Origin of the sequence: Acinetobacter sp. CIP A162, from assembly GCF_000367905.1 — a bacterium.
Taxonomy (GTDB): domain Bacteria; phylum Pseudomonadota; class Gammaproteobacteria; order Pseudomonadales; family Moraxellaceae; genus Acinetobacter; species Acinetobacter lwoffii.
The window spans coordinates 1426280-1450992 of sequence record NZ_KB849159.1 but is presented as its reverse complement, the minus strand read 5'-3'; the positions used below and the strand labels follow the sequence as shown (position 1 = coordinate 1450992).

Below are 24713 nucleotides of genomic sequence, written 5' to 3'. Positions count from 1 at the left end.
CCTTAGTACGCGTATTAGGCAAGTAATTCTCTAAGATCATCCACAATCTGCTGTGGCTGACAATCTGCAATATTTTCACCATGATTATAGCCATAGCTGACTACAACACAATCAATCCCGGCGCGGCGCGCAGCTTCGACATCATTGGAAGAATCTCCAATAAGCAAAACCTGTTCTTTACTTACGCCATAATGTTCAACACAGTGCAGCAACTGGCGTGGGTGCGGTTTACGTTCAGTAAAACGGTCACCACCAATGGTATCGGCAAAATAATGAGCCATATCCAAGGTATCTAAGATACTGCGGGCAGGAAGTTCAGGCTTATTGGTCACACAAATCAGGGTTTTACCTTGAGCTTTGGCCCAGTCCAGAAATTTCAGGATTCCCGGAAAAGGAACGGTATCAACACAGGGATCGACATTATAAATATCCAGAAAAGTGTTTAAGAGCTCTTGATGCTGTACCGGTGTGACTTCACCGACCAGATGCTGGAGTACACTTTCACAGAATATCGACGTGCCCTTGCCTACCCAGGTCCGTACCTGTTCTTCGGTCACCAGAGGCAATTGCAGCACATTCAGGCTCATATTCATGGCGCGATACAGATCATGTGCTGAATCCACCAAGGTACCATCCAGATCGAATAAGATCAGTTCGCGCTTTTCTAATTGTGCAATAGACATCCCGACCCTCTTTTATAATATTCGCAGCCACAAAAAAGGCATGCGCTATGCATGCCTTGATTGTAACCAATCATCAGCTTATTTGAACAACAACCAAGCCATAATTGCCAAAATAATCAGCACAATCACTGAAATCAAACCTACAGATACATTTTTCTGGGTTTCTTTTTCCTGTTCTACACGTGATACAGGCTGCTCAACCGGAATTGGGGTAGGCTCTGGTTTTACCGCATTAATGTCCACGCCTTCCGGAATAGGTGCCGGTTTTGGAATACCGACATTGGTTGGCATGCCATCACGGGTTAATTGTACCGTAGCATCACGATGTTTCAGTTCCGGCATTCCCTGATCATTCATTTGCTGTGCAGGTGTAGGCTCAGCGACTTCGACCTGTTCCACGACTTTTTCTGCCGTTGCTTCAATTTCTGCTGGAACCTCTACTGTAGCCGCAGGCGCCATTACTGAAAATTTCAAGCTGGCAAACTGAACAATGTCATCCTGCTTTAATAAGGTTTCTTGCGCAATCTGCACATCATTGACGAAAGTGCCATTCGATGAACCCAAATCCTGCACCCAGAGCGCATCATCCTTTAGTAAAAATGCCGCATGTTTACGGGAGATTTCCGCAGCCTGTAACACGATATCTGCCGCCTGATGACGCCCCACCAGCATGTCACGGTCAATGCTAATTTCCTGTCCTGTTAAGTCGCCTGTAATCGCGTGTATTTTCCAAGTCATGAAAGTTACTTCTCTGTTCTCTTTGACATTATCATAACATGCTGTCTGCAAATGCGAATGACTTAGCTTTTGGGTCTAAGTGTGGTTGTTGTAACGGTATTTTTACTTTTTTCTACCTGTTGGACGGGTTCTACCACTTGTCGCTGAATCACTGGTTCTATCGCTACCGGCGTAACAACTACATTGGCTGGCTGCGCCTGAACGGGTGCGGTCGGCACAGTTTGATAAGTCGAGTTTTGCAATGGTGTTCTGGATACCGGAATTCGCTGTTGATACACATCTTCAACACTTTCTGGCAGCTTGGCAAAGTTCCCGTCCGAATCGAGTGCGAGTTGCAGACTATATAGCTGACTATAGCGTTGTTGGGTCAGTTTACGCACTGCATTTTTATCGCCTACAATGGTTGGATGGATAAAAATCAGCAGGTTACGCTTCTGATTGGATTTACCTTCAGAACGGAATAAACGTCCCAAGCCTGGAATCGCACCCAGACCCGGCACTGCTTGGCGTCCATAACTGGTGTTATCCGAAATCAGACCACCAAGCACAATGGTTTGTCCATGTTCGGCCAGAATTGAGGTTTTGATCGCTCGCTTGCTGGTAACCAGATCCTGCGCCTGCCCTTTACTGGCTTTGACATCAGAAACTTCCTGTTCCACTTCCAGGCGTACGGTACCATCTTCGCCAATATGTGGAACCACCTTTAAAGTGACCCCGACATCCTTACGTTCAATGGTGGTATAGGGATTAGCAACTCCAGCAGCGCCTGTAGACACTGAGCCTGTCACAAAGGGTACGTTTTCACCCACCACAATATAGGCTTCTTCATTGTCCATGGTCACAATCGACGGCGTAGACAACAGGTTGGATTTAGTGGTTTCTTTGAGTGCCTGAATCATCGCACCATACAGACGACGGGAACCATCACTCCCTTCACGATAATCACCGAGTACCAGTGAACTGCCCGCGCCCACGGCACTTGCAGCACCTGCACCACCACCGGTGAGATAACCGGCCGCAATATTTTTCAGACTAGTCCCAAAATTATCGAAGTTCACCAGCCCAATCCCACTGCTGATATCACCCAAGGCCCATTGCACACCGAGTTGATCCGCATCGGTTCCTTCCACTTCAATAATCGCGGCTTCGATCAGCACCTGTTGACGACGGATATCCAGCTGGTCAATTGCTGATTCAATTTCTCGCATTAGTTGTGGATCCGCTTTCACCACCAGAGAATTTTGCGTGGTATCGGCAATAATACTGACGCCATTACCATTAAAACTGGTAATTCCGCCCTGCTCATTATTCATGCCGGTATTCAGCTGAATGCCTGAAGAGGTGTTGCTACTCGAACCCGTACTGGTATTGTTGTTATTTAAATTGCTGCTGGAACTGAGTGAAGACGAGATCGAGGTTGTGCTACCTGAATTTGAATTACTACTGTTCACTGCCTGCCCGCTCACCAGCCCCTGCAAGATTTCCGCAAGATTTTTGGCACTGGCATATTTCAGACGAAAAACTTTTAAACCGCCCAAACGATCCGCAGCCGGCACATCCAGAGTTTCGATCACTTGACGCACCCGTTTGCGCGTCGTGGGATCACCTTTGATGATGATCCGGTTGGTACGAGTATCTGCAATCACCCGTACCCGTGAACCGCGGACATCTTTAGCTCCACCGGTGGCAGTCATGGACTCGATCAGTCCAATCATTTCCTCAGCCTGACTGGATTGTAAGCTTACCGCCTCAATGTCATTTTGACCGGTGCCATCCAGATTGCGAATGATGGTTTCCAGCTGGTAAATATTGCTGGCGCGATCCGACACAATTAAGGCATTCGTCCCGGGCACCGCCGCCAGATGGGCAAACTGCGGCATTAAAGGACGTAATGCAGGAATTAGATCATTCGGATTAGTATTTTCCAGCCACAACACCCGGGTCACAATCTGGTCACCACTGGCACGACTTCTGGCATCATAGGGAATGCCTAAGCTTTTGACATTACTGTCCGGAACCAGCTTGATGGTATTCCCCGAAGGAATTGCCACCACACCATTCACATTTAGCACGCCTAAAAACAGGTCATAGACTTCATTTTTATTCAGGGCTTTATTGGAAATGACTGTTACGTTGCCACGTACCCGCGGATCGACTGCAAAGTTTTTGCCGGTAATATCGGCCACTTCATTAATGAATGCAGTTAAGTCAGCATCTCGAAGGTTAATTTTCCAGGTTTGTGCATAACTCGCCGTACTGACCATGGCCATTAACGGTGCGGCCACACAGAATGCCCATGCTGATCGATTATTATTAAATAAAGCCATAAACTTTCGTGTTTCCTAACCCTATGCGTGATGACACATCACTTCAAATCTTGTTGTATGGTCATCACCTGATCACCACGTTTTATTTCGAGTTTGACCTGACCTTCACGCCGGGCCTGTTCCAGTAATTGTGCTTCGGTCTGTCCCTGGCTCAGCGTCTGGCCATTTAAAGACAAAATCCGGTCGCCTGGTCTTAAACCCAGGCGATTACGCAATGCAGCCGGCGTCCGTGAAGTTACTTCATAACTACCATCTGCTGCACTAACCCCCATATTCTGTAAATACTGGTCCTTGTTTTCCTGCATCTGCTGGATGGCCCGACCAATTTCATTCTGTGGCGAAGGCTGCTCAGGCATACCACTATTAGAAGGCATAGCAGGCATTGAACTTGAAGATGCTGATGTTTCCGGCACAATCGGCTGATTCAAGCCATTTTCCAGACCTTTGAATAAGATTTCTTGAGTAGCACCTGTGGATCGACGCAAAATAACCCGATCCCAATGCACTTCAGCCAACTCAAAACCGCTATTGGCCAGCATTTCCCCGACACGGTAACGATCGACCTGATCATTAATTTTCAGTACCGCAGAAGAGTTATAACTTGGACTGGCAACCACCACCCCTTGTAAAATGATATTGGTAGTTTCAATAGCACCCACAGACTGCCCAACTTCCTGAAACAGTGAAAATGCACCGATATTCGGAATTTGTGCCTGTTGCGAACCCAGTTCTACCCGATCCAGCTGCATGGCTTGGGGTGGAGCTATCAGCAACCAGAAAAAAGCCGCCAGCTTCCAGCATAGATACAGAATGAGCAGTAACAAAACCACAGGTGCAGCACGATCGATCTGTTTCAGTTCAATATTTTTTAAATCATTCAGAGAAACTGCCATCAGTTCAAGCCTCCCATTAAGGGTTGGCGGGTACTGATCACATAGGTATCTAATCCGGCTTTACCTTCATAAGAAGGCGCATTCATTAAAAAGCGCTGGGTGAGCTGGATATCCAGCATCAGACTCGGATCAAGCTTGATATTCAGCATACGTTGATCGCGACTATCCCGAACATCAAGTAACAGCTGTCCGCTTTCATCTGCGAGTTTTCCAGTCATGGCGGGTACATTCATGCGTTCCTGACGCTGAGCAAAGGTATAAACCAGCTCACCACCCGCCCATTGCATTTGTCCGGCCACCTGACTGAAGCCCTGTTCTTTTTTATATTTAAAATCCAGATCTTTAAACTGAATCGCAGTACTCGGCCATTGCCAGTCTGCAAGTTTTTTTAGAGTTTCAGGCGCGACCTGCCCTTCAAGATTTTTGACAATTAAAGATTTATTCAGACCATAGGCCATAATTCCGGACAACTGGGTATTGCCACTATGCAAATCCACATGTGCTCCAACTCGCAGCAACAGCAAATCCAGCGGCCGTACTTTCCAGTTCAGACTGCCCCGAAGATTGCCTTTTTTCCAGTCCGCACTTCCCTGCCAGATATTTCCGTTTACATTATGCAAAGTCTGGTTATTTTTATAAAATTTTGAAATTAACCAGGCTGCTGGCACTTGTAATACGACAAAAATAAAAAATGCAACAAGAGCAAGGATCAACCATCTTAAAGTTTTCGGTTTACTGCTCATCCCCACCACGACCAATCGCTCAAGTCCAAATCCCCATTTATAATTTTCCCCTTATACCCACACATTATGCACACTTTTCTGCCAACGCCAATTCATAGATATAAAAAAACCAAGCAGGTATGCTTGGTTTAATGATCATAGACTGTCTGTATGACAGCCTAATGACTAGATCAAATGGCAGCTTAGATCAGGAAATCGTCCAGCTTTGCGCCTTTTTCCAATTCAGCCACCAACCAGCGCGGCTGTTTACCACGGCCAGTCCAGGTATCGTCCGGATTGCTTTTGCTACGGTAACGCGGTTCAACCGACTTACGTGACGATTTCTTACGTTTAGACGCACCAAATTCAAGTAACTGTTCAACTGTCATACCAACTTTCTCAGCAACTGCCAAAATTTGCTGATAAGCATCTTCAATCTCTTGATCTTTTTTTGAAGCAATCAGTGACTCTGCTTCTGCTTGTAAACGTTTTAACTCTTCTACTGATAAATGCGTAATATCTGGCATAATGCTCTCCGAAAAATAATATTATTCGTTTTGTTAAATAATAGCCCCATCATATTTATATTAAATAAAACATTCAATATAAAAACTTAAAGCAATAACAATAAAGTTTAAAAAAAATTACAAAATAAAATGCTTCATTCATTTTTAAATTTCATGTTGAACACTTAATTCAAGCGCTTTGATTTTTTCGCGAATATGTTCCGGAATTTCTGTTTTCTGCATGGTCTTTTTATCGACACAGACAATCACTGCTTCTGAAGTAGCCACAATACTTTGCTGTTTTTCACTCCATAATAGATATTGCATTCTAACTGCACTATTTCGAATTTCTTCAATACGTGCTGCTACTTTTAAATGATCAGGAAAAACCACAGGTTTTAAATAACGGCACTGATTTGAAGACACTACCGTAAATACCGGTTCATTATGTATATCTAATATCCCTAGATAAGCCAGACGCGCACTTTCGACATAACGGTAATACATGGCATTATTGACATGTCCAAAGGCATCCATATCACCCCATGCGACTGTTTGTTCATAAATAACTGGATATTGTTTTAATTCTGACATTATTATTCTCAAGTCTTAATTTCTATAAAGTTTACATTCGATTCAAATACTGCATTTAACTGCTGTAGCAAGTCCTCCCGATCTTGTAAGGCAGCTTTAATTCTTAAATAACTCATACGAATATCATCCGGATACAAGTCAAGTAGTTGCTGGGCTTGATCTGTATAGCCTGTGGCTTGCAACACATGCCATTTCGCAAAGCTTAAAACCGGTAATGCCGGATACTTGGTTTCCCAGTGCGAAATCTGTTGTGCAATCGCATCATAATCCGGGTTTTGACGCAATAACTGTTGTTGGAACCACAAATAAAATACATCCTGATTAAATTGCTGTTCCATTAAATGAATCGCAAGCACTTCATGCTCGGCACTCATTTCTGGTATTCTAAATAATAATTTCAACCATAATAATTTGACCGAATAGTCACGATCAAATATTTGCGGTTTTAAATCTAAATAACGTTGCTGTAAATAAAATAAATCGTCCTGTGTGGCTTGGTCATAGGCTAATAATAATTGTTCAAGCCATGTTTTTTTTACTTCTTGGTGGCTTTGTTGCACAAACCTATCTGTAAAGGCTTTTTCAGCGATATAATTTTCAAATGAAGAAGCCTACACACAAAATCTACCGCACAACCAATTGGCCCGCATATAACCGAGCACTCATGAGTCGCGGAAATATTGCCATTTGGTTTGATCCTGCTACGCAATGGTATGCTCCATCAAAAGGCAAACAAGGGCGAAATCAAACCTACTCCGACGCAGCTATCCAATGCTGCTTAATGATTAAATCCTTATTCCGTCTATCTTTACGTATGGTCACTGGCTTTGTGCAAAGTCTGATTAAACTTTGCGGATTAAATTGGACCGCACCAGATTACAGTACGCTTTGTAGAAGACAAAAGCATATTGATATTGCAATCAGCTACCAAAAAAGTAGCGATGGGCTGCATCTACTCGTAGACTCTACAGGCATGAAGTTTCTAGGTGAGGGCGAATGGAAACGCAAGAAACATGGAGCTGAATATCGTCGCCAATGGCGTAAACTACATATTGGTATAGATGCCAAAACCCTACAAATACGCGCTATTCAGCTCACAACCAATAATGTCAGTGATTCACAGGTGCTTGGTGATTTACTTAATCAGATTCCACAAGATGAGCAGATTGACTCTGTTTATACCGATGGAGCTTATGACACCAAGCAATGCCGTCAGGTCATTGCAGATCGGCAAGCACATGCGGTGATTCCACCTAGAAAAAATGCGAAACCATGGAAAGATACAAAGAGTAGCTCGCTAGAGCGAAATGAATTACTTCGAACAGTTAAACGTTTAGGCAGGACATTATGGAAAAAATGGTCAGGCTATCATCGGCGCAGTTTGGTGGAAACCAAGATGCATTGCATCAAATTATTAGGCGATAAATTAATGGCAAGAAGCTTTCCTAGTCAGGTGAATGAAATTCATGCACGTGTAGCAGTCCTCAACAGATTTACGGAATTAGGTCGACCACTTACCCAAGTTACGCCTTAAATTTGGCTCAATTAGGGGCGCTTTGCATTTCAAATCTTTGTGCAACAAAGCCCTTCTTGGTCTAAATGCCCATATTGGGTCGAACGTAAATATAACCAAGGAAACTGCATGGCAAATACCCCCCATAAGGCGACAAGGCGCTGCTCATAGGCTGTTTTAACCTGTATTAACCAAGGTGATAATTCATGCTGATTTAAAAACTCTAAATGGGTAAGTGCTTGTTCACCTTGCTGTTGTGATAAATAAATTTCAATCCGCTGTAATTCTGCCAATTCAAATGCCATGGGATTGGACTGATTTAAAGCAGTTAATGCATGGGTATATTGCTGTTGCCCCCAAGATAAACGTGCATCAATAATATGTTTAAGTAAACCCGACTTGGTAAAAGACTGGTGAATAAAATCCCGCTGATCCTGCGCAGCGTTTAATAACCAGATGACTGCCAGTTGTTCATAAGGATGTAAGCGGGAAAAACTAAAGACCGTTTGAGTTTTACGTTGTTCACGGCTGCGATACTGCTTGATCGCATACCAGATGCAATGCATCAGAAAACTCACGCTCACCAAGGATGCGGCCAAAAACCAGAGGGTGGTTTGTAACTGCCACTCGCGCCAATACAGATAGACATAGCCAGCCCCATGTCCATAACTCAGGATACTCAGCCCCGCAATACCAAGCAGGCAGACAAATAAATAGGCTAGCAGAATCTGTTTCATAAGCAATTAGCCCACTAGGGTGCGTGTGTTTAATAATGGAATCGGAGTAATCGGGGTGGCCTTGATTTGATACAATTGCTGAATCCATTTTTGGCTCTGTGCATCCGGCAATTGTTCCAAGACTTCAATCACGGCATTCAGTGCCTGCTGAAAAGCGACAGATTGGTCTTTTTGTAAGGTATTCTGTGCGATGAGCAAGCGCAACTGGGCCTCTTTCAGTACCAGATGCCGTTGCATCAAGACTGTGCTTGGCTGATCTGCGGATTCAACCTGAATCCAGCGCTGCCAGAAAGAGCGTTGAGTTTCTGGACGCTGACGATGTGGTGTCTGAATTTCTTTTTCAATTTCAGCATCCATCTGCACCAAGAGTTCTTTTACTTTATTTTGCTGCACTAATCGGCTGTTCACGAATTTTTTCAGCATGTCCTGATCTTTCGCAATTACTTGCTGCAAACTACTGACCAAGGCAGGCGCTAAAACATAATCATCCAGCTCATTGGATAACTGAGTTAATTTTTCTATTGCAGTGGCGTATTGTTGCTGTTGCAGTGCAAATTCGATCAGATCCAGATGTTGCTGTACCAAGGCAATATCATTTTGCGTTGCATCAATTGTCACTTCACGTCCTGACGCTTTAGATGAAGTGGTTCCAGCATTTTCCTGCTGAGCAGAAATCTGGCGTTTTAAAGCCACGAACTGATCATTGAGATTGGCATTTTGCTGCTGTAACTGATTGATGCTTTGATTGAATTCAGTCTGTGCTGTATTCAGAACATGTAAGTCGTAGCTGAGCTTAACTAGCCACGCCATACTCAAGATGAACAATACAATGAATAGTTTCTTCATGCGTTCCCTAATATCAGCCTCATTTTCTGCAAGATCGTGTTTGCGTCTAAATCATCGATTTCTACGAATTGAAAACTTGCCTGATGCTGCTGTTGATATTCCCCAAGAATAGTAGCCAAACGTGGCCCCAAAACCAAATAACAGACGTGCTGCATGAACTCTGCATCATCCTGCATAAGTGCCAGCCAGTTTAACCAGCTTGCTTCACTGGTGATCAGAACTGCAAAACGCTGCTGCGTCTTAAGCAGCCCCAGGTTCTTTGCCAAAATCGTTGCTGTCGTTTCAGGACATTGCCGCCGGTACAAAATAAAGTTTAAAACTTTAATATTGCTGGCACGTAAATGATCCATCATAAATTGACGACCACCTTCTCCGCGCCAGAAGGCTACACCTGAACCAGAAGCCAGTTGCTTCAACACAGGCAATTGCAGCATGCCTTCCGAAGTTTCGACCTCAGGCACATGACTATGAATGCCATAGCTCGCCAATGCCTGTTCAGTGGCTTTACCCACTGCCACCCAATGCACCTGTGCCAAAGTCGAGAGCGCGACTCCAGCCTGTTGCAAATATTGCATACCAATCTGGGCAGCCGTCGGGCTAACCACCACAATAATCTGTGCCTGCTCCAGCTGCTGATACAAACTCGACAGCTCATCGGAATAAGGCATTGCATGCAGTTCGAGCAAAGGCAATTCTAAAACAGACACTTGCGCTGCCTGTAACTGCTGGGTCAAACCTGCAGCACGATCACTGGGGCGGGTATTAATCAATAACATCAGTGTGAATAGAGTGCTTTCAGCAACTCGCCAGCACCTTGATCAAGCAAGTCTTTTGCCAGCTTCACACCCAATTGCTCTGCATCTGCCGTTTTTCCAGTCTGCTGTGCCCGGAGCAAAACTGCTCCATCGATACTGCCTACACGACCTTCGATTGAAATCACACCCTCTTTGAGCGTGGCATAACCGGCAATCGGCACCTGACAGCCGCCTTCTAGATAGGCATTAAAGGCACGTTCGGCACGTACACACGCATCTGTATCCGCATGCAGGAGTGGCTGAATCAAGTCCAGCACCGTCTGATCATGAGTACGGCATTCCAGTCCCAATGCCCCTTGACCCACGGCCGGCAGACTGACTTCAGGCGTCAGAGTATGACGAATACGTTCTGCCAGACCCAAGCGTTTTAAACCGGCACTGGCCAGAATAATCGCATCATACTGGCCTGCATCCAGTTTAGATAAACGTGTGCCGACATTACCGCGTAAATCGATAATGTCCAGATCTGGACGCTGTTTTAAAATCTGGGTTTTACGGCGCAAGCTTGAGGTTCCGACTTTGGCGCCTTGTGGCAATTCTTCAAAACTAGTGTAGGTATTCGACACAAAGGCATCTAAGGGATCTTCACGTTCACAGATCACTGCCAGACTCAGACCTTCGGGCAAGGCCATCGGGACATCTTTCATGGAATGCACAGCCAGATCTGCACGACCATCCAGTAAAGCGGCTTCTAATTCTTTTACAAACAGTCCTTTTCCACCAATTTTAGCCAGTGGTGTATCTAGAATTTTATCGCCCTGTGTAACAAAAGTGACTAACTCGACCTGCAAACCAGCGTGCAAATCTTGTAGGCGCGCACGGATGTGTTCCGCTTGCCAAAGCGCAAGTGGACTTTGTCGAGTTGCAATTTTTAGGGTCTTCATAAATTTCAATAACAGTAAATGAGAACAATAGTCTAAACTTAACCTGCTCACTTGAAAATGCAAGTGAATTTATACAAGTTTCAACTGAATGCTCTCATTCATCCCCCGCTAAAGCTTTTGAATCCGATCTCGTAAAAACGGTAAATGTCGCCGACTAACCGCCAAACGATCGTCCAGCTCACGACAACGTACCTGATACTGACCAGAACTCACCACTTCCAGACCATCCAGATAATGCACCGAGATCAAGGCATTACGATGAATCCGGATAAACTGGTTCCCAAACTCCTGCTCTAACTCCTTTAAGGTTTCATCAATCAATACACTGCCGTTTTTATGACGCACAGTGACATATTTCTGATCCGCCAGAAAATAATAGATATTTTCAACTGGCACCAATTCGACACCACGATAGGTCTTTGCCGCAATCTGCTGGCGGCTGATATTGATTTCGTCCATATTTTCTTTTTGTTTTAGTTGGCTCATTTGAGCTTGGGTAAGTTTAGTTAAGTGCTCTAAAACCTGTGCCAATTCCTGTTGCATCACCGGTTTAAGCAAGTAGCCTTCGGCATTTGATTTAAATGCATCCAGCGCATGTTGGTCATAGGCCGTACAAAAGACAATGGCCGGCATTGGATCCAGTTGACGCAAATGTTGCGCACAAGCCAGTCCGTTCATTTCAGGCATTTGAATATCTAATAGGATGACATCGGGTTCGTATTGGTGAGCCAGATCAATCGCTTGACGGCCATGGCTTGCTGTCGCCACCACATCATGCCCCAGTTGAGAGACCAAACGTGATAAACGCTCGACGGCCAAAGGCTCATCATCACAAATCAGGATGTCCATTTCTCCTCCTTACCCAGTTAACATCATCAGATGAATGATAAAGCTAACTGCGATTTCTTTGATTTATTTTTATTTATATTGATATCGCACTACCGTCGTAAACATCCCTTCGCCGGCAAAGGTTTGAAAAGTCACACTGGGTCCATAATAAGCTTGCAGACGCTGTCTGACATTTTCTATTGCAATACCATGTCCCTTTTTTAAAGTTTTATTATCCTGTGCATAAGGGTTCGTTATGATGATATTAATTTGATTTTGCAATATTTCAACCAATATGCTTATGGTACTCTTTGTAAGAATTTTTTCAACTCCATGGAAAATACTATTTTCTAGCAAGGGTTGTAAAGTTAATAATGGAATTTGAACTTGTGAGTATAAGTCTTTGTTTTCTAACTTCCATTCGACCTGCAAACGCTCACCTAGACGGATCTGCTCAATCTCCAGATAGCGCTGGCACAGATCAATTTCCTCCTGCAGGTTGACCAGTTTTAATTCCTGAAAACTGGCACGAAATAACCGTGACAAATTCAGCAGCATGTGCTCGGCTTTATCCGGATTGATACTGATCAGGCTGATCACACTGTTCATGCTGTTAAACAAAAAATGCGGCTGAATCCGTGCCTGCATGGCCTGAATCCTAGCATTCAACTCACTATGCTGCTGCTGCTCCCATTGCTCACGCAAATAAAGATAGCGAAAACAGAAAGTTCCCAGCAAAATTCCCAGACTTAAATGGAGTCCGACCCGATCCAGCGCAATCGCCAGGTTTAAATCCTGAAAATTAAAATTCTGTCCAAAATATATCAAGATATTCAGGTTCACCGTAGTGAGCAGTACAATTGCCTGTAACAGCAGAAATCCAGAAATCAAAGCCAGTTTGATTCCCATACGTTGAAAGGCTTGATGGAACAGCTCGACCAGTGCTGCAAAACATAACAGTACCCAGTTGATATACAGGATATATTGCAGCAGGTGCATTCCATTCAAAGCCTGCCAGGATTGCGCTTCTGCAAGCGCCAGAATCATGGCCAGAATATTGCCGCCAGCAAACAGTTCCAGCAAATAGCGTAGATTGCCGATCTGGCTAAAAAAATAGGAATTTTGCGTCTGTTCGTTTATCGATGTAAAAGATTGAGCAGATGTGACTTCGGCAATGGGCTTTGAATTTGTTATACTCTTTTTCGTTCTACTGCTTTTAATCTGATTGAGCCGACATGACCACATCTTCTAATTCCTCTAATCCATCACACGCCCAGACTTCGGGTATGTGGGGCGGTCGTTTCTCTGAAGCGACTGATGCTTTTGTTGCTGAATTTACAGCATCTGTTCAATTTGACCAACGTTTTTATAAACAAGATATTGCAGGCTCGATTGCCCATGCAACCATGCTGGCAAAAGTGGGCGTACTGACCACGCAAGAACGCGATGACATTATTGAAGGTCTGACAGCGATTCAAGCCGATATTGAAGCAGGCAACTTTGAATGGCGCATTGATTTAGAAGATGTCCACATGAACATTGAGTCACGCCTGACTCAACGTATCGGCATTACTGGCAAGAAACTGCATACCGGTCGTAGCCGTAATGACCAGGTGGCGACAGATATCCGTCTTTATGTACGCGATGAAATCGATAGCATCCTGGAATTACTGAAAAAACTAGAAAAAGGTATTTTAAGCTTAGCGGCTAAAAACACCGACACCATCATGCCAGGCTTCACCCACTTGCAAACCGCTCAGCCAGTGACTTTTGGTCATCATCTAATGGCTTGGTTTGAAATGCTGGTACGCGATTCAGAACGTCTGATTGATTGCCGTAAGCGTGTCAACCGTATGCCGCTTGGTTCTGCTGCACTTGCAGGTACTACTTATCCAATCGACCGTGCTTATACTGCTGAACTGCTAGGTTTTGAAGCTGTTGCTGAAAACTCGCTGGATGCAGTATCGGATCGTGACTTTGCGATTGAATTTAATGCCGCTGCATCTTTAATTATGATGCATTTATCACGTATGTCTGAAGAACTGATTCTATGGACATCTGCACAGTTCAAATTCGTGAATATTCCAGATCGCTTCTGTACTGGCTCTTCAATCATGCCGCAGAAGAAAAATCCGGATGTGCCTGAACTGGTACGTGGTAAAACCGGCCGTGTCTATGGCGATTTGATGAGCCTGCTGACTTTAATGAAAGGCCAGCCTCTAGCCTATAACAAAGACAATCAGGAAGATAAAGAGCCATTGTTCGATGCGATCGATACAGTTCGTGGTTCACTCATGGCATTTGCTGACATGATTCCTGCACTGGTTCCAAACATTGCTGAAATGCGCGAAGCAGCGCTGCGTGGTTTCTCAACTGCGACTGACCTGGCTGATTACTTGGTAAAAAACGGCGTTGCATTCCGTGATGCGCACGAGATTGTAGGTAAAGCGGTTGCACTCGGTGTACAAGAATCTAAAGACCTGTCTGAATTGACACTCGAACAACTGCAACAGTTCTCTGACCTGATTCAAGCAGACGTATTTGAAAAAGCCCTAACTCTTGAAGCTTCGGTGAATGCCCGTAATCACATTGGTGGCACCGCGCCTGCTCAAGTGAAAGCAGCCATTGAGCGTGCACATGCGCGTTTGGAACAACTTTACGCATAATTTTGGAGTATGGATATGTCTCGACAAGTTTTTTGCCGTAAGTATCAGGCGGACATGGAAGGTTTAGACTTTGCTCCATTCCCGGGGCCAAAGGGTCAGGAATTGTTTGACACCGTGTCTAAACAGGCTTGGCAAGAATGGCTAAAACACCAGACTACGCTAATTAATGAAAAGCGTTTGAACGTGTTTGAAGCAGATGCGAAAAAGTTTCTTGAAGAACAGCGTGAAAAGTTCTTTAACAATGATGCATCCCTAGAAAAAGCCGAAGGGCTGAAGCCTGAGTAAAAAAGAAAGCACTGCTTTTCTTTTTTACGTAAGACAAGGACGAAGTCCGCGTAGACTTTAATCTAAAAGAATCTCCAACTTTGGAGATTCTTTTTTATGTGTTGTTCTAAACATTACTCAAGACCAGCTAAGCACGTAGTTTTGAATGTAAAGAGCTCCCCATACAGAAGCTTTTCACATTAAAGCCCTACTTTTCTTTTGTTACACGAGACAAAGATAAAGTCCGCGTAGGCATAAATCTATCCCCTATCTCAAGGGATTTTTTGACTAAATCTAGCAAATCTTACTAACCAATATTTAGGGCACAAAAAACAGATTTTCACTTATCCTATTTCGTCTATCGAGTCAGTCACTATCCTACTGAAAAACATTTAGATTTGTATCAAAATAATGGATTGTAAAAGCAATATACAGAGTATTCACAAAACACAACATTCTGCTACAAGAAGCCACATGATTAAAAAAAACTATCTCTCTATAATGAGCCCTAAGAAGATGAGATATCTTTGAATAACTATAATAATAAGCAACAAATACCCCGATTTCATCCCAGTTCTTCCCCCAAAGACTGGGTATTTTTTTGCCTGCAATTTGCCGATTGGCTTGATAATTTAAGCGCATAAAAAAAGCCCCCTTTCAAGGAGCTTCTCTTTTCATTTCGATTAAGGCTGTTTCAGATATGGCCAAGCCGCTTTCAGATAAATGAACATCGACCATAAAGTGAGTACCACTGCGGTGTATAGCAAGGCATACGCCAGCATTTCCAGCGGTGGCCAATTTAACAGAAATACGGTGATGGCGATCATCTGGAAAGCAGTTTTGTATTTCCCCACCGTTGAAACCGCAACATTGGTCCGTGCACCCAACTCTGCCATCCACTCACGTAAGGCTGACACAGTAATTTCACGCGAAATAATCACAATCGCAGCAAAAGCCATCGACATGGAAGGCTGCCATTGCACCAGCACAATCAGTGCAGCTGCGACCATCAATTTATCTGCAACTGGGTCGAGAAAACGTCCAAAAGCAGAAGTCTGGTTTAATGTACGTGCCAGATAGCCATCAAACCAGTCCGTGACCGCAGCCACCACAAAGATCGTGGTTAAAATTATATGCCGCGTCATGTCGGGGTTATGAGCATCAAAGCCCATTGCAGGCGGCCAGTAAGCCACCAATAGAAATACCGGAATAAGAGCGATACGCGCCAAGGTCAAGATATTTGGAATATTCAGGATACGACCTGTAGTCATAGACACCGCCAATTGTTCCCCTCATGTACGATGAAAATGCACACTTTTTTAGAGGTTTGATCCATCATTAATAGGCTTCACTTTATACGAATTGACTTGCAGTGTCACTAGGCAAACACCGTCACTGTTTGTCTTGCCATTGCAATCAGGCGATTTTCGGCATCCCAGAGATAGGCATGCTCCGTCGTATAACCATCCGCAGCATAGTCGGTAAATACTTTATATTTAAACCAATCATGCAATTGATGTTGAACCGGATGCACATAGGTCACTGTCCAGGTCAGACTACTCGCAGGCGCCATGTTTTTAAACATCGGTAACACCCCGGGTGGCCAGATATCAAAGATGGCCATCAAGTCGGCGACCAGAAATTCACGGTTGCAATGCTTTTCGGGATGGAAACGGCACCAGCCGCCAAAGTCCGGACGAGAACTGGCACTACAAGGCAGATTGACATCCGCCCAGGCCACTTCGAAATGATCATAACAGTCTGGCATGCCATAGCCAGCAGGAATCTGAAACAGCTGCTCTGGCGCAGCATAGTCGGGTGCCTGAGCTTGTTGCTGAACCTGAATCTCTGAATCACGGGAAATACCAAAACTGGCAATCAGAATACTTTGCACCGCGTCGTCCTGCCATAAGCGCACTTCAATCGTGGTCACCGACTTGCCCTGCCGCAGGATTTCGGCACTCAGTCGTACTTTGGCTTGCTGAATCGGGCCGACAAAGGTCACACTGCAACTCAGCAAATGCTTGGCCGGATCATTGATGTGAGTGACGGCTTTTTGCATCATCATCGCGGCAGCCAGACCACCATACAGAGTACGACCCTGTAACCATCCCTGTGGAAACTCTACCCATTCCTGTTCGGCAATTTGTGCATAAAGTGCATGCAAAGACATGTTGATCCCTCAGTAAGTCTTGATGCTCAGTATATTCGGCAAAATTCTTCAGGTTGTGAATGTCACGTGACCCAAGCGTCAATGCGCACTTTGGCCCTTGCATTTAAGCCACGCGTCATTCATGCAGCACTTTATAAATCATCCGGGCCATGACTGAACCCAGTCCCGGTACCAGTTGCAGATCTCTTTCTGAGGCTTTCAGTACGCCCTGAATCCCGCCAAAATGGGTCAGCAAATCCCGACGGCGTTTTGGTCCGAGCCCCGGAATCACTTCCAGCACTGATGAACCACGCTTTTTATCGCGTTTGGCACGATGCTTGGTAATCGCAAAGCGGTGTGCTTCATCACGTACCTGCTGAATTAGATGCAGTGCCTTATGATCCTCCGGTAATTGAATTTTACTGCCATCGGTAAAGTGCAGGGTTTCCAGACCAGGCTTACGTCCCTCACCTTTGGACACACCGACCATAAAGGCATCCAGTCCCAGTTCCTGCATGACTTCCATTGCCATGTGCAATTGCCCCTTGCCACCATCAATCAGCAGCAAGTCTGGCAACAGGGCTTTTTTATAACGACGGGTCAGCGCCTGACGCATGGCGGCATAGTCATCACCCGCCTGAATATCATGAATGGAGAACTGGCGATAATCACGCTTGCGCGCGCCGCCACTATCAAAGACCACACAGGATGCCACGGTATCTTCGCCCATGGTATGTGAAATGTCGAAGCACTCGATCCGGTCTACCGGACGGCCGACCACCTGCTCCAGCTGATGAAAACGCTCATTTAATTCTATATGATTGGCCAGCTTGCCCTGAATCGCGTGCTGTACATTCATCTGCGCCAGTTCCAGCCATTCGGCCCGGGTTTCGCGGACTTTGGACTTGATCTGGATTTTCTTGCCAAAATGCTGCGAGAGTGCTGCTTCCAGTTCTTTACGATCAGCCACTTCCAGATTAACAATCAGTTCAGCCGGGATTTCATCGGCCACCTGAAAATAAAAATTGGCAATAAAATCGGCCAGCATCTGCCCCAGGTCATCACTGAGCATATCTGGGAAATAACTTTTTCCACCCAGCATTTTGCCGTTGCGCACATGCATGATCTGCACACAGGTCACCCCGGCCTGATAGGCAATCGACAGGATATCGGCTTCGCCTTTGAGCTTATAGATCGCCTGCTGCGACTGTACGTCTCTTAACAATGCCATCCGGTCACGATAGAACACCGCTTTTTCAAATTCCAGCGCTTCAGCGGCCGCTTCCATTTTTGCGATCAGTTCCTGATTCAGCTCCTTGGTATCGCCCTGCAAAAATCGGATCGAGTTATCGACATCTGCCTTATAGTCTTCTGGAGAAATAAATCCGACACAGGGCGCAGAGCAGCGTTTGATCTGGTATTGCAGACATGGCCGGGTCCGGTTGGCAAAAAAACTGTTTTCACAGGAACGCACATTGAACAGTTTTTGTAGCACCACCAGAGTATCCCGGGCGGTATACGCACTCGGATAAGGTCCAAAAAACTTGCCCACCTGGTGCTTGCCCTTGCCGCGCCCACTGGCTAAACGCGGATAGGGTTTATCTGCCGAAACAAAAATATAGACATAAGATTTGTCATCACGCAGCATGATGTTATAGGGCGGATGATGCAGCTTGATCAGGTTCTGTTCCAGCAACAAGGCTTCAGTTTCAGAACGTACCACCAGGGTCTGGATATCATAAATCCGTGCCACCAAGGCCTGGGTTTTGGGATGATCCAGCGTTTTGACAAAATAGCTGGAGACCCGGTTTTTCAGGTTTTTGGCTTTACCCACATACAATAATTCGCCGTCTTTGCCATACATCCGGTAGACCCCGGGCAGGCTGGTCATATTCGCCAGGATTTTTTCAATATGGGGGCGTGCGTTTTCGTTCACCTAAAGCCTATTTTTCATCTACAATCTGCAGATATATGTGATGATTTTTGCGTCATTTTCAAGCAAAAACACAAAATTCCCCTGAAGTTGCCATTCAATCTTAAAGTTCCTGTCGGGTTATCCCCCAATCTATAATCCTTACGGCATAAACTGATTGTTAAAAGCTATAAATTTCAACCTTTAACTTTGTTATGCTCAAAAAGTCTAGTTTTGAGATGTTTCATATGACCGTGCAGCAATCGGGCATTCATATTGTTCAACCCTCTACCTCACCCATCACCCGTCTGAACGTGATCGCCTGATTGGCAAACCGCGTTTTCATTTCGAGCCAAATAATGTAATGCAGCTGCTACGTGAACGGATTATTGGACAGGATGCAGCCCTGAATGAAATTGAAAAAATGCTGCATGTGGTCAAGGCAGATTTTTCCAGCCCGGATCGCTCTTTGTCGGTTACCTTGATGCTGGCCCCTACTGGCGTCGGTAAAACTGAAACCGTGCGTCTGATTGCCGAAGCGATCTATGGTCGCCCGGACGCCTTTTGCCGGATTGATATGAATACTCTGGCACAGGAACATTATGCCGCGGCTTTGACCGGCGCACCGCCCGGTTATGTTGGCTCTAAAGAAGGCCACAGCCTGTTTGATGAGCTAGAAAAAGCCAGTAACGAAGTGATTCGCGGCTTGATGAACGTGCTGGATACTGGCCGGCTGACCTTGACAGCGGGCACTAAAACTATCGATTTTCGCAACTGCATGATCTTTATGACCAGCAATGTCGGGGCACAGGCGGCGCAGCAATATCTGGACAAACTCAGCTATCTGCCTGAGAAAATGCAGGCGCTGTGTCTGAAGCGCGTTCCCACCCAGCGCATCATTGAAAAAGTCATGCAGCGTAAATTCGACCCTGAATTTCTGAACCGGATTGACCGCAGCCTGCATTATCAGGCGGTACAGCATGATGCCCTGCCACGTCTGGTCGAAATTGAACTGGATAAACTGAACAAGCGCTTGCAACATCAGCAACGCAGCGTGCATTTAAGCGCTTCAGCCAAAGCCTATTTCTATCAGGACCATGATATTCGTTACGGCGCCCGACATTTGGGCCGCAAGATGCGTACCGAACTGGAGCCGATTCTGGCGCTGTATTTTTTAAACCAGCCTGAGCAGTTCAGTCTGCATCTGGACTGTGTCGATGGACAGCTGGTGGTTCTGCCTGAGCAAGCAAAAGCTTAACTAAGGCAGACTCGATATCAGTTTTTATTCGGCTGAAGCGCCTGTATAAAAGCAGTCTGATCTTTGGGTGAAACCAATATAAATTTCTGCATGCCCGCATCTGTATAGTCAATTCGCAGACGCTTTAAGGATAAGGCTGGCGCAATGATAGAGTGGTCTGTGGGCTGAATGGATTGGATTTCACTTAACGGAATCTTCCAGCTTAACCACAGGCTTTTTATGGTCAACACCCCATTGTCTACCACATAGCGCGTACTCCACAGCGGCCACCATAAAATGATAATAGTCAGGACATAAACCGCAGTGTGCAGCGGATATTGCTGCATAGTGCCTTTGGCCTGCATGGTCAGCAGTAGTTGCAGCAACAGGCCACTCATACAAATCACAAAAGCCAGCAGCCACCAGTCTTTTTTAGAACGAAATACGTGCATCGATATCCCCCATATCTTGGTGCATGATCATCATAAACAATTCCATAGCAGATGACAGGGATTCAACCCGGCAGGATAGAAATTATTTCAAATCACACATCGACAGGATCGTTCTCATTTTCGATCTCATCAGAAAAGTTCAGCAACCGAAATGAGCTACTGCGCTTTTATTTGTACTGCTTGAACACTATCAGCAAAGACCTGAAAGCCCTGCACTCAGTATGCTTCAAGGCTAAAAATGGCACATTCAAGGACAGAAATTGACTGAATTGACAAAACTCCGCTAGAAATGAACCTTGAAAATCAGTCACCCTGCTCCATATCTATCAGGCTGATTGATAAAAAATAATGAATTGAAACAAAATCTTTGGTTCATCTGCTTTTAGAAAACTGAAAGGAAAAGTCATAGCGGTTCGAACCAATCCGGCAGAAATTGATGACCATTGCGTCACGGCTTGATACAACTTGTTATGTTCTTTTTGGATATAGTTATCGTAAGATTAGCGAAGTCAAAAAGTGCGCGGGACATGCGCACTTGCTTCACAACATCAACTTAGAAGTCCTCCAAAATAAAGGAGATCAGGGCATGATCCACGCTGGCAATGCCATTACCGTCCAAATGCTTGAGGACGGGATTGCAGAATTCCGCTTTGACTTACAAGGTGAGTCCGTTAACAAATTCAACCGTGCAACGATTGAAGATTTCAAGGCTGCTATCGAAGCCGTCTCCCATGCCGATATTCAAGGTCTGATTGTGACTTCAGGCAAATCTACATTTATTGTAGGTGCTGATATCACTGAATTCGGCGACAACTTTGCTCAGGGTGAACAAGCGATTGTTGACTGGGCAATGCCAGTACATGAAATTTTTAACAGCTTCGAAGACCTCGACATTCCTAAAGTGGCTGCAATTAATGGCATGGCACTGGGTGGCGGTTTCGAAATGTGCCTGGTGTGTGACTACCGTGTCATGTCAGAACAGGCACAAGTGGGCCTACCTGAAATCAAGCTGGGTATCTTCCCGGGCTTCGGTGGTACAGTGCGTTTAAGCCGTCTAATCGGTATCGACAACGCGGTAGAATGGATGGCAATGGCCAATCCTAAGAAGCCAGCTGCTGCACTGAAAGACGGCGCAGTCGATGCTGTCGTTCCTGCTGACAAGCTACAAGATGCTGCACTTGATCTGGTAAAACAGGCGATTCATGGCCGTTTAGACTGGAAAACCAAGCGTCAGGAAAAACTCGATCCAGTTAAACTCAGCCCGATCGAACAGATGATGGCGTTTAACTCATCGAAAGGCATGGTTCTGGCAAAAGCTAATCCAGCTCAATACCCTGCACCAAAATTACTGCTTGATTCTCTTCAAGCGGGTGCGAGCCTGCATCGTGATGACGCGCTGAAAGCGGAAGCTGAAGGTTTTGCTAAAGCAGCAGTCACACCACAAGCAGGTGCCTTGATCGGTTTGTTCCTGAATGACCAGATCGTGAAAAAAACCTCGAAGCGCTATGAAAAAGGTGCGCATCCAGTGAACCAGGCGGCTGTTCTAGGCGCAGGTATCATGGGTGGTGGTATTGCTTACCAGGCGGCAAGCAAAGGCACACCGATCATCATGAAAGACATCGGTAACCAGCAACTTGCTTTGGGTATGAAAGAAGCCAATGGTTTACTGACCAAACAAGTTGAACGTAAGAAGATGAAGCCTGCTCAAATGGGTGAAACTCTTGCGCGCATCCGTCCAACTTTAAGCTATGACGAGTTTAAAGAAGTGGACATCGTGATCGAAGCCGTGACTGAAAATCCAAAAGTCAAAGGTATCGTACTGAAAGAAACTGAAGCAAAAGTTCGTGAAAACACGATCATTGCATCTAATACTTCTACGATTTCAATCACGCGTCTGGCTGAAAACCTGGAACGTCCTGAAAACTTCGTCGGTATGCACTTCTTTAACCCGGTACACATGATGCCACTGGTTGAAGTGATTCGCGGTGCGAAGACTTCTGACGAAGCGATTGCAACGACTGTGGTGCTTGCTCAGAAAATGGGTAAAACACCAATCGTGGTCAATGACTGCCCGGGCTTCCTGGTCAACCGCGTACTGTTCCCTTACTTCGGTGCATTTGACCTGTTGCTTAAAGATGGCGCTGACTTCCAGCAAATCGATAAAGTCATGGAAAAATTCGGCTGGCCAATGGGCCCTGCTTACCTGATAGACGTTGTCGGTATCGACACTGGCGTACACGGTGCAGAAGTGATGGCTGAAGGCTTCCCGGATCGTATGAAACCTGATTTCAAAGGTTCGATTCAGGTGATGTACGAAAACAAACGTCTGGGTCAAAAGAACGACGTTGGTTTCTACAAGTATGAACTTGACCGTAAAGGCAAAAAAGCCAAAGTGGTTGATCCAACTGCGTATGAGCTTGTGGCCTCTGTTGCAACTGCGGAAAAACGTGAATTTGACGCTCAGGAAATCATTGATCGCATGATGCTGGCTTTCTGTAACGAAACTGTTCGTTGCCTGGAAGACAACATTGTAGCCACTGCTGCTGAAGCAGATATGGCCATGATCATGGGTGTTGGTTTCCCTCCATTCCGTGGTGGTCCATGCCGTTACATCGATCAAACCGGTGTAGCTGAGTATGTTGCGCTTTGCAATAAGTATGCGCACCTTGGTAAAGCTTATGAAGCGCCAGAAATGTTGCGTGACATGGCTGCTAACAACAAAAAATTCTACGGTTAAGGAGCAACGTGAATGGCTACTTTAAATCCACGTGACGTTGTCATCGTTGATGGCGTACGTTCAGCAATGGGTAAAACCAAAAACGGTATGTTCCGCAATGTACGTGCCGACTCGATGTCTGCTGAGCTTGTCCGTGCCCTCTTGGTACGTAACGAATTCGACCCGCATGAAGTTGAAGACGTAATCTGGGGCTGTGTGAATCAAACCCTAGAACAAGGTATGAACATTGCCCGTAATATCGCATTACTGGCAGACCTGCCGAAAACTGTTGCAGGCCAAACGGTGAACCGTCTTTGTGGTTCGTCTATGCAGGCGATTCACACTGCGGCTGCGCAAATTGCGACGAACCAGGGTGATATCTTCATCATCGGTGGTGTTGAGCACATGGGCCATGTGGGCATGATGCACGGCATCGACCTGAATCCTGAAGCGTCTAAGCATTATGCCAAAGCGTCGAACATGATGGGCTTAACTGCTGAAATGTTGGGTCGCATGAACGGTATTAGCCGTGAAGAACAGGATGCGTTCGGTGTGGAATCACATCGCCGTGCCTGGGCTGCGACTGAAAATGGCCTGTTCCAGAACGAGATTGTGGGCATTGAAGGTCATAATGCAGATGGCTACAAAATCTTGTGTGATATCGATGAAGTGATCCGTCCAGATGCGAACCTTGAATCGTTCAAATCTTTGCGTCCAGTATTCGATCCGAAAGGCGGTACAGTAACTGCGGCAACATCTTCAGCTTTGTCTGATGGTGCTTCTGCAATGTTGTTGATGTCTGCTGAACGTGCTCAAGCTTTAGGTCTTAAGCCACGTGCTGTAATTCGCTCTATGGCGGTTGCGGGCTGTGATGCTGCGATCATGGGTTATGGTCCGGTTCCGGCAACACAAAAAGCGTTGAAACGCGCTGGTCTAGCGATTTCTGATATCCAAACCTTTGAATTGAACGAAGCCTTTGCTGCACAAGGTCTGTCTGTTCTTAAAGGCTTAGGTATTTATGACAAGCAAGACATCGTGAACCATAACGGTGGCGCGATTGCATTGGGTCACCCATTGGGTTGTTCTGGTGCGCGTATCACAACAACATTGTTGAATGTAATGGAACAGCAAGATACACAAATCGGTCTTGCGACGATGTGTATTGGCCTTGGTCAAGGTATTGCAACAGTGATCGAACGTGTTTAATTTTTAAATACCTAGATAAAAA

21 protein-coding genes and 3 pseudogenes are annotated in these 24713 nt (G+C 45.4%); 6 read left to right on the top strand and 18 right to left on the bottom strand.

Annotated elements, in window-relative coordinates:
* Window positions 1–14: 14 nt before the first annotated feature.
* From gph to F995_RS13195, 8 genes and pseudogenes are all read right to left on the bottom strand, one after another.
* Window positions 15–683 (bottom strand): phosphoglycolate phosphatase, encoded by a 669-nt coding sequence (gene gph, locus F995_RS13230; protein ID WP_004278622.1) that lies wholly within the window; start codon window positions 681–683, stop codon window positions 15–17.
* A 78-nt stretch (window positions 684–761) separates the two neighbouring features.
* Window positions 762–1421, bottom strand: a complete 660-nt coding sequence (locus F995_RS13225) for an FHA domain-containing protein (protein ID WP_004278623.1) — start codon at window positions 1419–1421, stop codon at window positions 762–764.
* 62 nt (window positions 1422–1483) lie between these two features.
* Window positions 1484–3748, bottom strand: coding sequence for a type II secretion system secretin GspD (gene gspD / locus F995_RS13220; protein WP_004647312.1), 2265 nt, complete (start codon window positions 3746–3748; stop codon window positions 1484–1486).
* Window positions 3749–3786: 38 nt separating this feature from the next.
* A complete protein-coding gene (locus tag F995_RS13215) occupies window positions 3787–4641 on the bottom strand; it encodes a type II secretion system protein N (RefSeq protein WP_004647311.1) in 855 nt (284 codons plus the stop codon).
* The gene (gspN, locus tag F995_RS13210) at window positions 4641–5384 is read right to left on the bottom strand and encodes a type II secretion system protein N (protein ID WP_004647310.1); all 744 of its coding nucleotides are present in this window, start codon (window positions 5382–5384) and stop codon (window positions 4641–4643) included. The genes F995_RS13215 and gspN overlap by 1 nt, the downstream gene beginning before the upstream one ends.
* Window positions 5385–5566: 182 nt before the next feature.
* Complete coding sequence (locus F995_RS13205; protein ID WP_026055760.1) at window positions 5567–5893, bottom strand: H-NS histone family protein; 327 nt, start codon at window positions 5891–5893, stop codon at window positions 5567–5569.
* 141 nt (window positions 5894–6034) lie between these two features.
* Window positions 6035–6463, bottom strand: a complete 429-nt coding sequence (locus F995_RS13200) for an acyl-CoA thioesterase (protein WP_004278628.1) — start codon at window positions 6461–6463, stop codon at window positions 6035–6037.
* A gap of 8 nt (window positions 6464–6471) precedes the next feature.
* Window positions 6472–7011: pseudogene (locus F995_RS13195) on the bottom strand (heme biosynthesis protein HemY); the annotation flags it as partial.
* 53 nt (window positions 7012–7064) lie between these two features.
* Between F995_RS13195 and F995_RS13190 the strand changes: the two are divergent.
* Window positions 7065–7997, top strand: coding sequence for an IS5-like element IS17 family transposase (locus F995_RS13190; RefSeq protein WP_000743272.1), 933 nt, complete (start codon window positions 7065–7067; stop codon window positions 7995–7997).
* Between the two features lie 53 nt (window positions 7998–8050).
* Here F995_RS13190 and F995_RS13185 read toward each other — a convergent pair.
* The 6 genes and pseudogenes from F995_RS13185 to F995_RS13160 form a co-directional block, all read right to left on the bottom strand.
* Window positions 8051–8713 (bottom strand): annotated as a pseudogene (locus F995_RS13185) (heme biosynthesis protein HemY); the annotation flags it as partial.
* Window positions 8714–8719: 6 nt separating this feature from the next.
* The gene (locus F995_RS13180; RefSeq protein WP_004647307.1) at window positions 8720–9559 is read right to left on the bottom strand and encodes a hypothetical protein; all 840 of its coding nucleotides are present in this window, start codon (window positions 9557–9559) and stop codon (window positions 8720–8722) included.
* The gene (locus tag F995_RS13175) at window positions 9556–10335 is read right to left on the bottom strand and encodes a uroporphyrinogen-III synthase (protein WP_004278631.1); all 780 of its coding nucleotides are present in this window, start codon (window positions 10333–10335) and stop codon (window positions 9556–9558) included. The genes F995_RS13180 and F995_RS13175 overlap by 4 nt, the downstream gene beginning before the upstream one ends.
* A complete protein-coding gene (hemC, locus tag F995_RS13170; protein WP_004647306.1) occupies window positions 10335–11258 on the bottom strand; it encodes a hydroxymethylbilane synthase in 924 nt (307 codons plus the stop codon). The genes F995_RS13175 and hemC overlap by 1 nt, the downstream gene beginning before the upstream one ends.
* 108 nt (window positions 11259–11366) lie before the next feature.
* The gene (locus F995_RS13165; RefSeq protein ID WP_004278633.1) at window positions 11367–12107 is read right to left on the bottom strand and encodes a LytR/AlgR family response regulator transcription factor; all 741 of its coding nucleotides are present in this window, start codon (window positions 12105–12107) and stop codon (window positions 11367–11369) included.
* Between the two features lie 69 nt (window positions 12108–12176).
* A complete protein-coding gene (locus F995_RS13160; RefSeq protein ID WP_004647305.1) occupies window positions 12177–13331 on the bottom strand; it encodes a sensor histidine kinase in 1155 nt (384 codons plus the stop codon).
* On the opposite strand from F995_RS13160, the gene argH reads away from it, so the two are divergent.
* Entirely contained in the window at window positions 13322–14752 is a 1431-nt protein-coding gene (argH, locus tag F995_RS13155; RefSeq protein ID WP_026055759.1) for an argininosuccinate lyase, read from the top strand. The genes F995_RS13160 and argH overlap by 10 nt on opposite strands.
* Window positions 14753–14767: 15 nt before the next feature.
* On the top strand, window positions 14768–15037 hold the full coding sequence (locus tag F995_RS13150; RefSeq protein ID WP_004278636.1) for an oxidative damage protection protein: 270 nt from the start codon (window positions 14768–14770) through the stop codon (window positions 15035–15037).
* Window positions 15038–15699: 662 nt separating this feature from the next.
* On the opposite strand, the gene pgsA is transcribed toward F995_RS13150, so the two are convergent.
* The 3 genes from pgsA to uvrC form a co-directional block, all read right to left on the bottom strand.
* The gene (gene pgsA, locus F995_RS13140; RefSeq protein WP_016806864.1) at window positions 15700–16287 is read right to left on the bottom strand and encodes a CDP-diacylglycerol--glycerol-3-phosphate 3-phosphatidyltransferase; all 588 of its coding nucleotides are present in this window, start codon (window positions 16285–16287) and stop codon (window positions 15700–15702) included.
* Window positions 16288–16394: 107 nt separating this feature from the next.
* Window positions 16395–17189 (bottom strand): thioesterase family protein, encoded by a 795-nt coding sequence (locus tag F995_RS13135; protein ID WP_004647301.1) that lies wholly within the window; start codon window positions 17187–17189, stop codon window positions 16395–16397.
* A gap of 115 nt (window positions 17190–17304) precedes the next feature.
* A complete protein-coding gene (gene uvrC, locus F995_RS13130; RefSeq protein ID WP_004647300.1) occupies window positions 17305–19104 on the bottom strand; it encodes an excinuclease ABC subunit UvrC in 1800 nt (599 codons plus the stop codon).
* 224 nt (window positions 19105–19328) lie between these two features.
* On the opposite strand from uvrC, the pseudogene F995_RS13125 reads away from it, so the two are divergent.
* Window positions 19329–20338 (top strand): annotated as a pseudogene (locus F995_RS13125) (AAA family ATPase).
* Window positions 20339–20355: 17 nt separating this feature from the next.
* Here F995_RS13125 and F995_RS13120 read toward each other — a convergent pair.
* Entirely contained in the window at window positions 20356–20769 is a 414-nt protein-coding gene (locus F995_RS13120) for a PH domain-containing protein (protein ID WP_004278641.1), read from the bottom strand.
* Between the two features lie 586 nt (window positions 20770–21355).
* Between F995_RS13120 and fadB the strand changes: the two genes are divergently transcribed.
* Complete coding sequence (fadB, locus tag F995_RS13115) at window positions 21356–23506, top strand: fatty acid oxidation complex subunit alpha FadB (protein ID WP_004278642.1); 2151 nt, start codon at window positions 21356–21358, stop codon at window positions 23504–23506.
* 12 nt (window positions 23507–23518) lie between these two features.
* Window positions 23519–24691 (top strand): acetyl-CoA C-acyltransferase FadA, encoded by a 1173-nt coding sequence (gene fadA, locus F995_RS13110; protein WP_004647298.1) that lies wholly within the window; start codon window positions 23519–23521, stop codon window positions 24689–24691.
* Window positions 24692–24713: the final 22 nt, after the last annotated feature.

What these genes read in the sequence shown, in the direction of transcription:
- gph (WP_004278622.1), bottom strand. Translation starts at nt 683, where the DNA reads ATGTCTATTGCACAATTAGAAAAGCGCGAACTGATCTTATTCGATCTG.
- F995_RS13225 (WP_004278623.1), bottom strand. Translation starts at nt 1,421, where the DNA reads ATGACTTGGAAAATACACGCGATTACAGGCGACTTAACAGGACAGGAA.
- gspD (WP_004647312.1), bottom strand. Translation starts at nt 3,748, where the DNA reads ATGGCTTTATTTAATAATAATCGATCAGCATGGGCATTCTGTGTGGCC.
- F995_RS13215 (WP_004647311.1), bottom strand. Translation starts at nt 4,641, where the DNA reads ATGGCAGTTTCTCTGAATGATTTAAAAAATATTGAACTGAAACAGATC.
- gspN (WP_004647310.1), bottom strand. Translation starts at nt 5,384, where the DNA reads ATGAGCAGTAAACCGAAAACTTTAAGATGGTTGATCCTTGCTCTTGTT.
- F995_RS13200 (WP_004278628.1), bottom strand. Translation starts at nt 6,463, where the DNA reads ATGTCAGAATTAAAACAATATCCAGTTATTTATGAACAAACAGTCGCA.
- F995_RS13190 (WP_000743272.1), top strand. Translation starts at nt 7,065, where the DNA reads ATGAAGAAGCCTACACACAAAATCTACCGCACAACCAATTGGCCCGCA.
- F995_RS13180 (WP_004647307.1), bottom strand. Translation starts at nt 9,559, where the DNA reads ATGAAGAAACTATTCATTGTATTGTTCATCTTGAGTATGGCGTGGCTA.
- F995_RS13175 (WP_004278631.1), bottom strand. Translation starts at nt 10,335, where the DNA reads ATGTTATTGATTAATACCCGCCCCAGTGATCGTGCTGCAGGTTTGACC.
- hemC (WP_004647306.1), bottom strand. Translation starts at nt 11,258, where the DNA reads ATGAAGACCCTAAAAATTGCAACTCGACAAAGTCCACTTGCGCTTTGG.
- F995_RS13165 (WP_004278633.1), bottom strand. Translation starts at nt 12,107, where the DNA reads ATGGACATCCTGATTTGTGATGATGAGCCTTTGGCCGTCGAGCGTTTA.
- argH (WP_026055759.1), top strand. Translation starts at nt 13,322, where the DNA reads ATGACCACATCTTCTAATTCCTCTAATCCATCACACGCCCAGACTTCG.
- F995_RS13160 (WP_004647305.1), bottom strand. Translation starts at nt 13,331, where the DNA reads ATGTGGTCATGTCGGCTCAATCAGATTAAAAGCAGTAGAACGAAAAAG.
- F995_RS13150 (WP_004278636.1), top strand. Translation starts at nt 14,768, where the DNA reads ATGTCTCGACAAGTTTTTTGCCGTAAGTATCAGGCGGACATGGAAGGT.
- pgsA (WP_016806864.1), bottom strand. Translation starts at nt 16,287, where the DNA reads ATGACTACAGGTCGTATCCTGAATATTCCAAATATCTTGACCTTGGCG.
- F995_RS13135 (WP_004647301.1), bottom strand. Translation starts at nt 17,189, where the DNA reads ATGTCTTTGCATGCACTTTATGCACAAATTGCCGAACAGGAATGGGTA.
- F995_RS13120 (WP_004278641.1), bottom strand. Translation starts at nt 20,769, where the DNA reads ATGCACGTATTTCGTTCTAAAAAAGACTGGTGGCTGCTGGCTTTTGTG.
- fadB (WP_004278642.1), top strand. Translation starts at nt 21,356, where the DNA reads ATGATCCACGCTGGCAATGCCATTACCGTCCAAATGCTTGAGGACGGG.
- fadA (WP_004647298.1), top strand. Translation starts at nt 23,519, where the DNA reads ATGGCTACTTTAAATCCACGTGACGTTGTCATCGTTGATGGCGTACGT.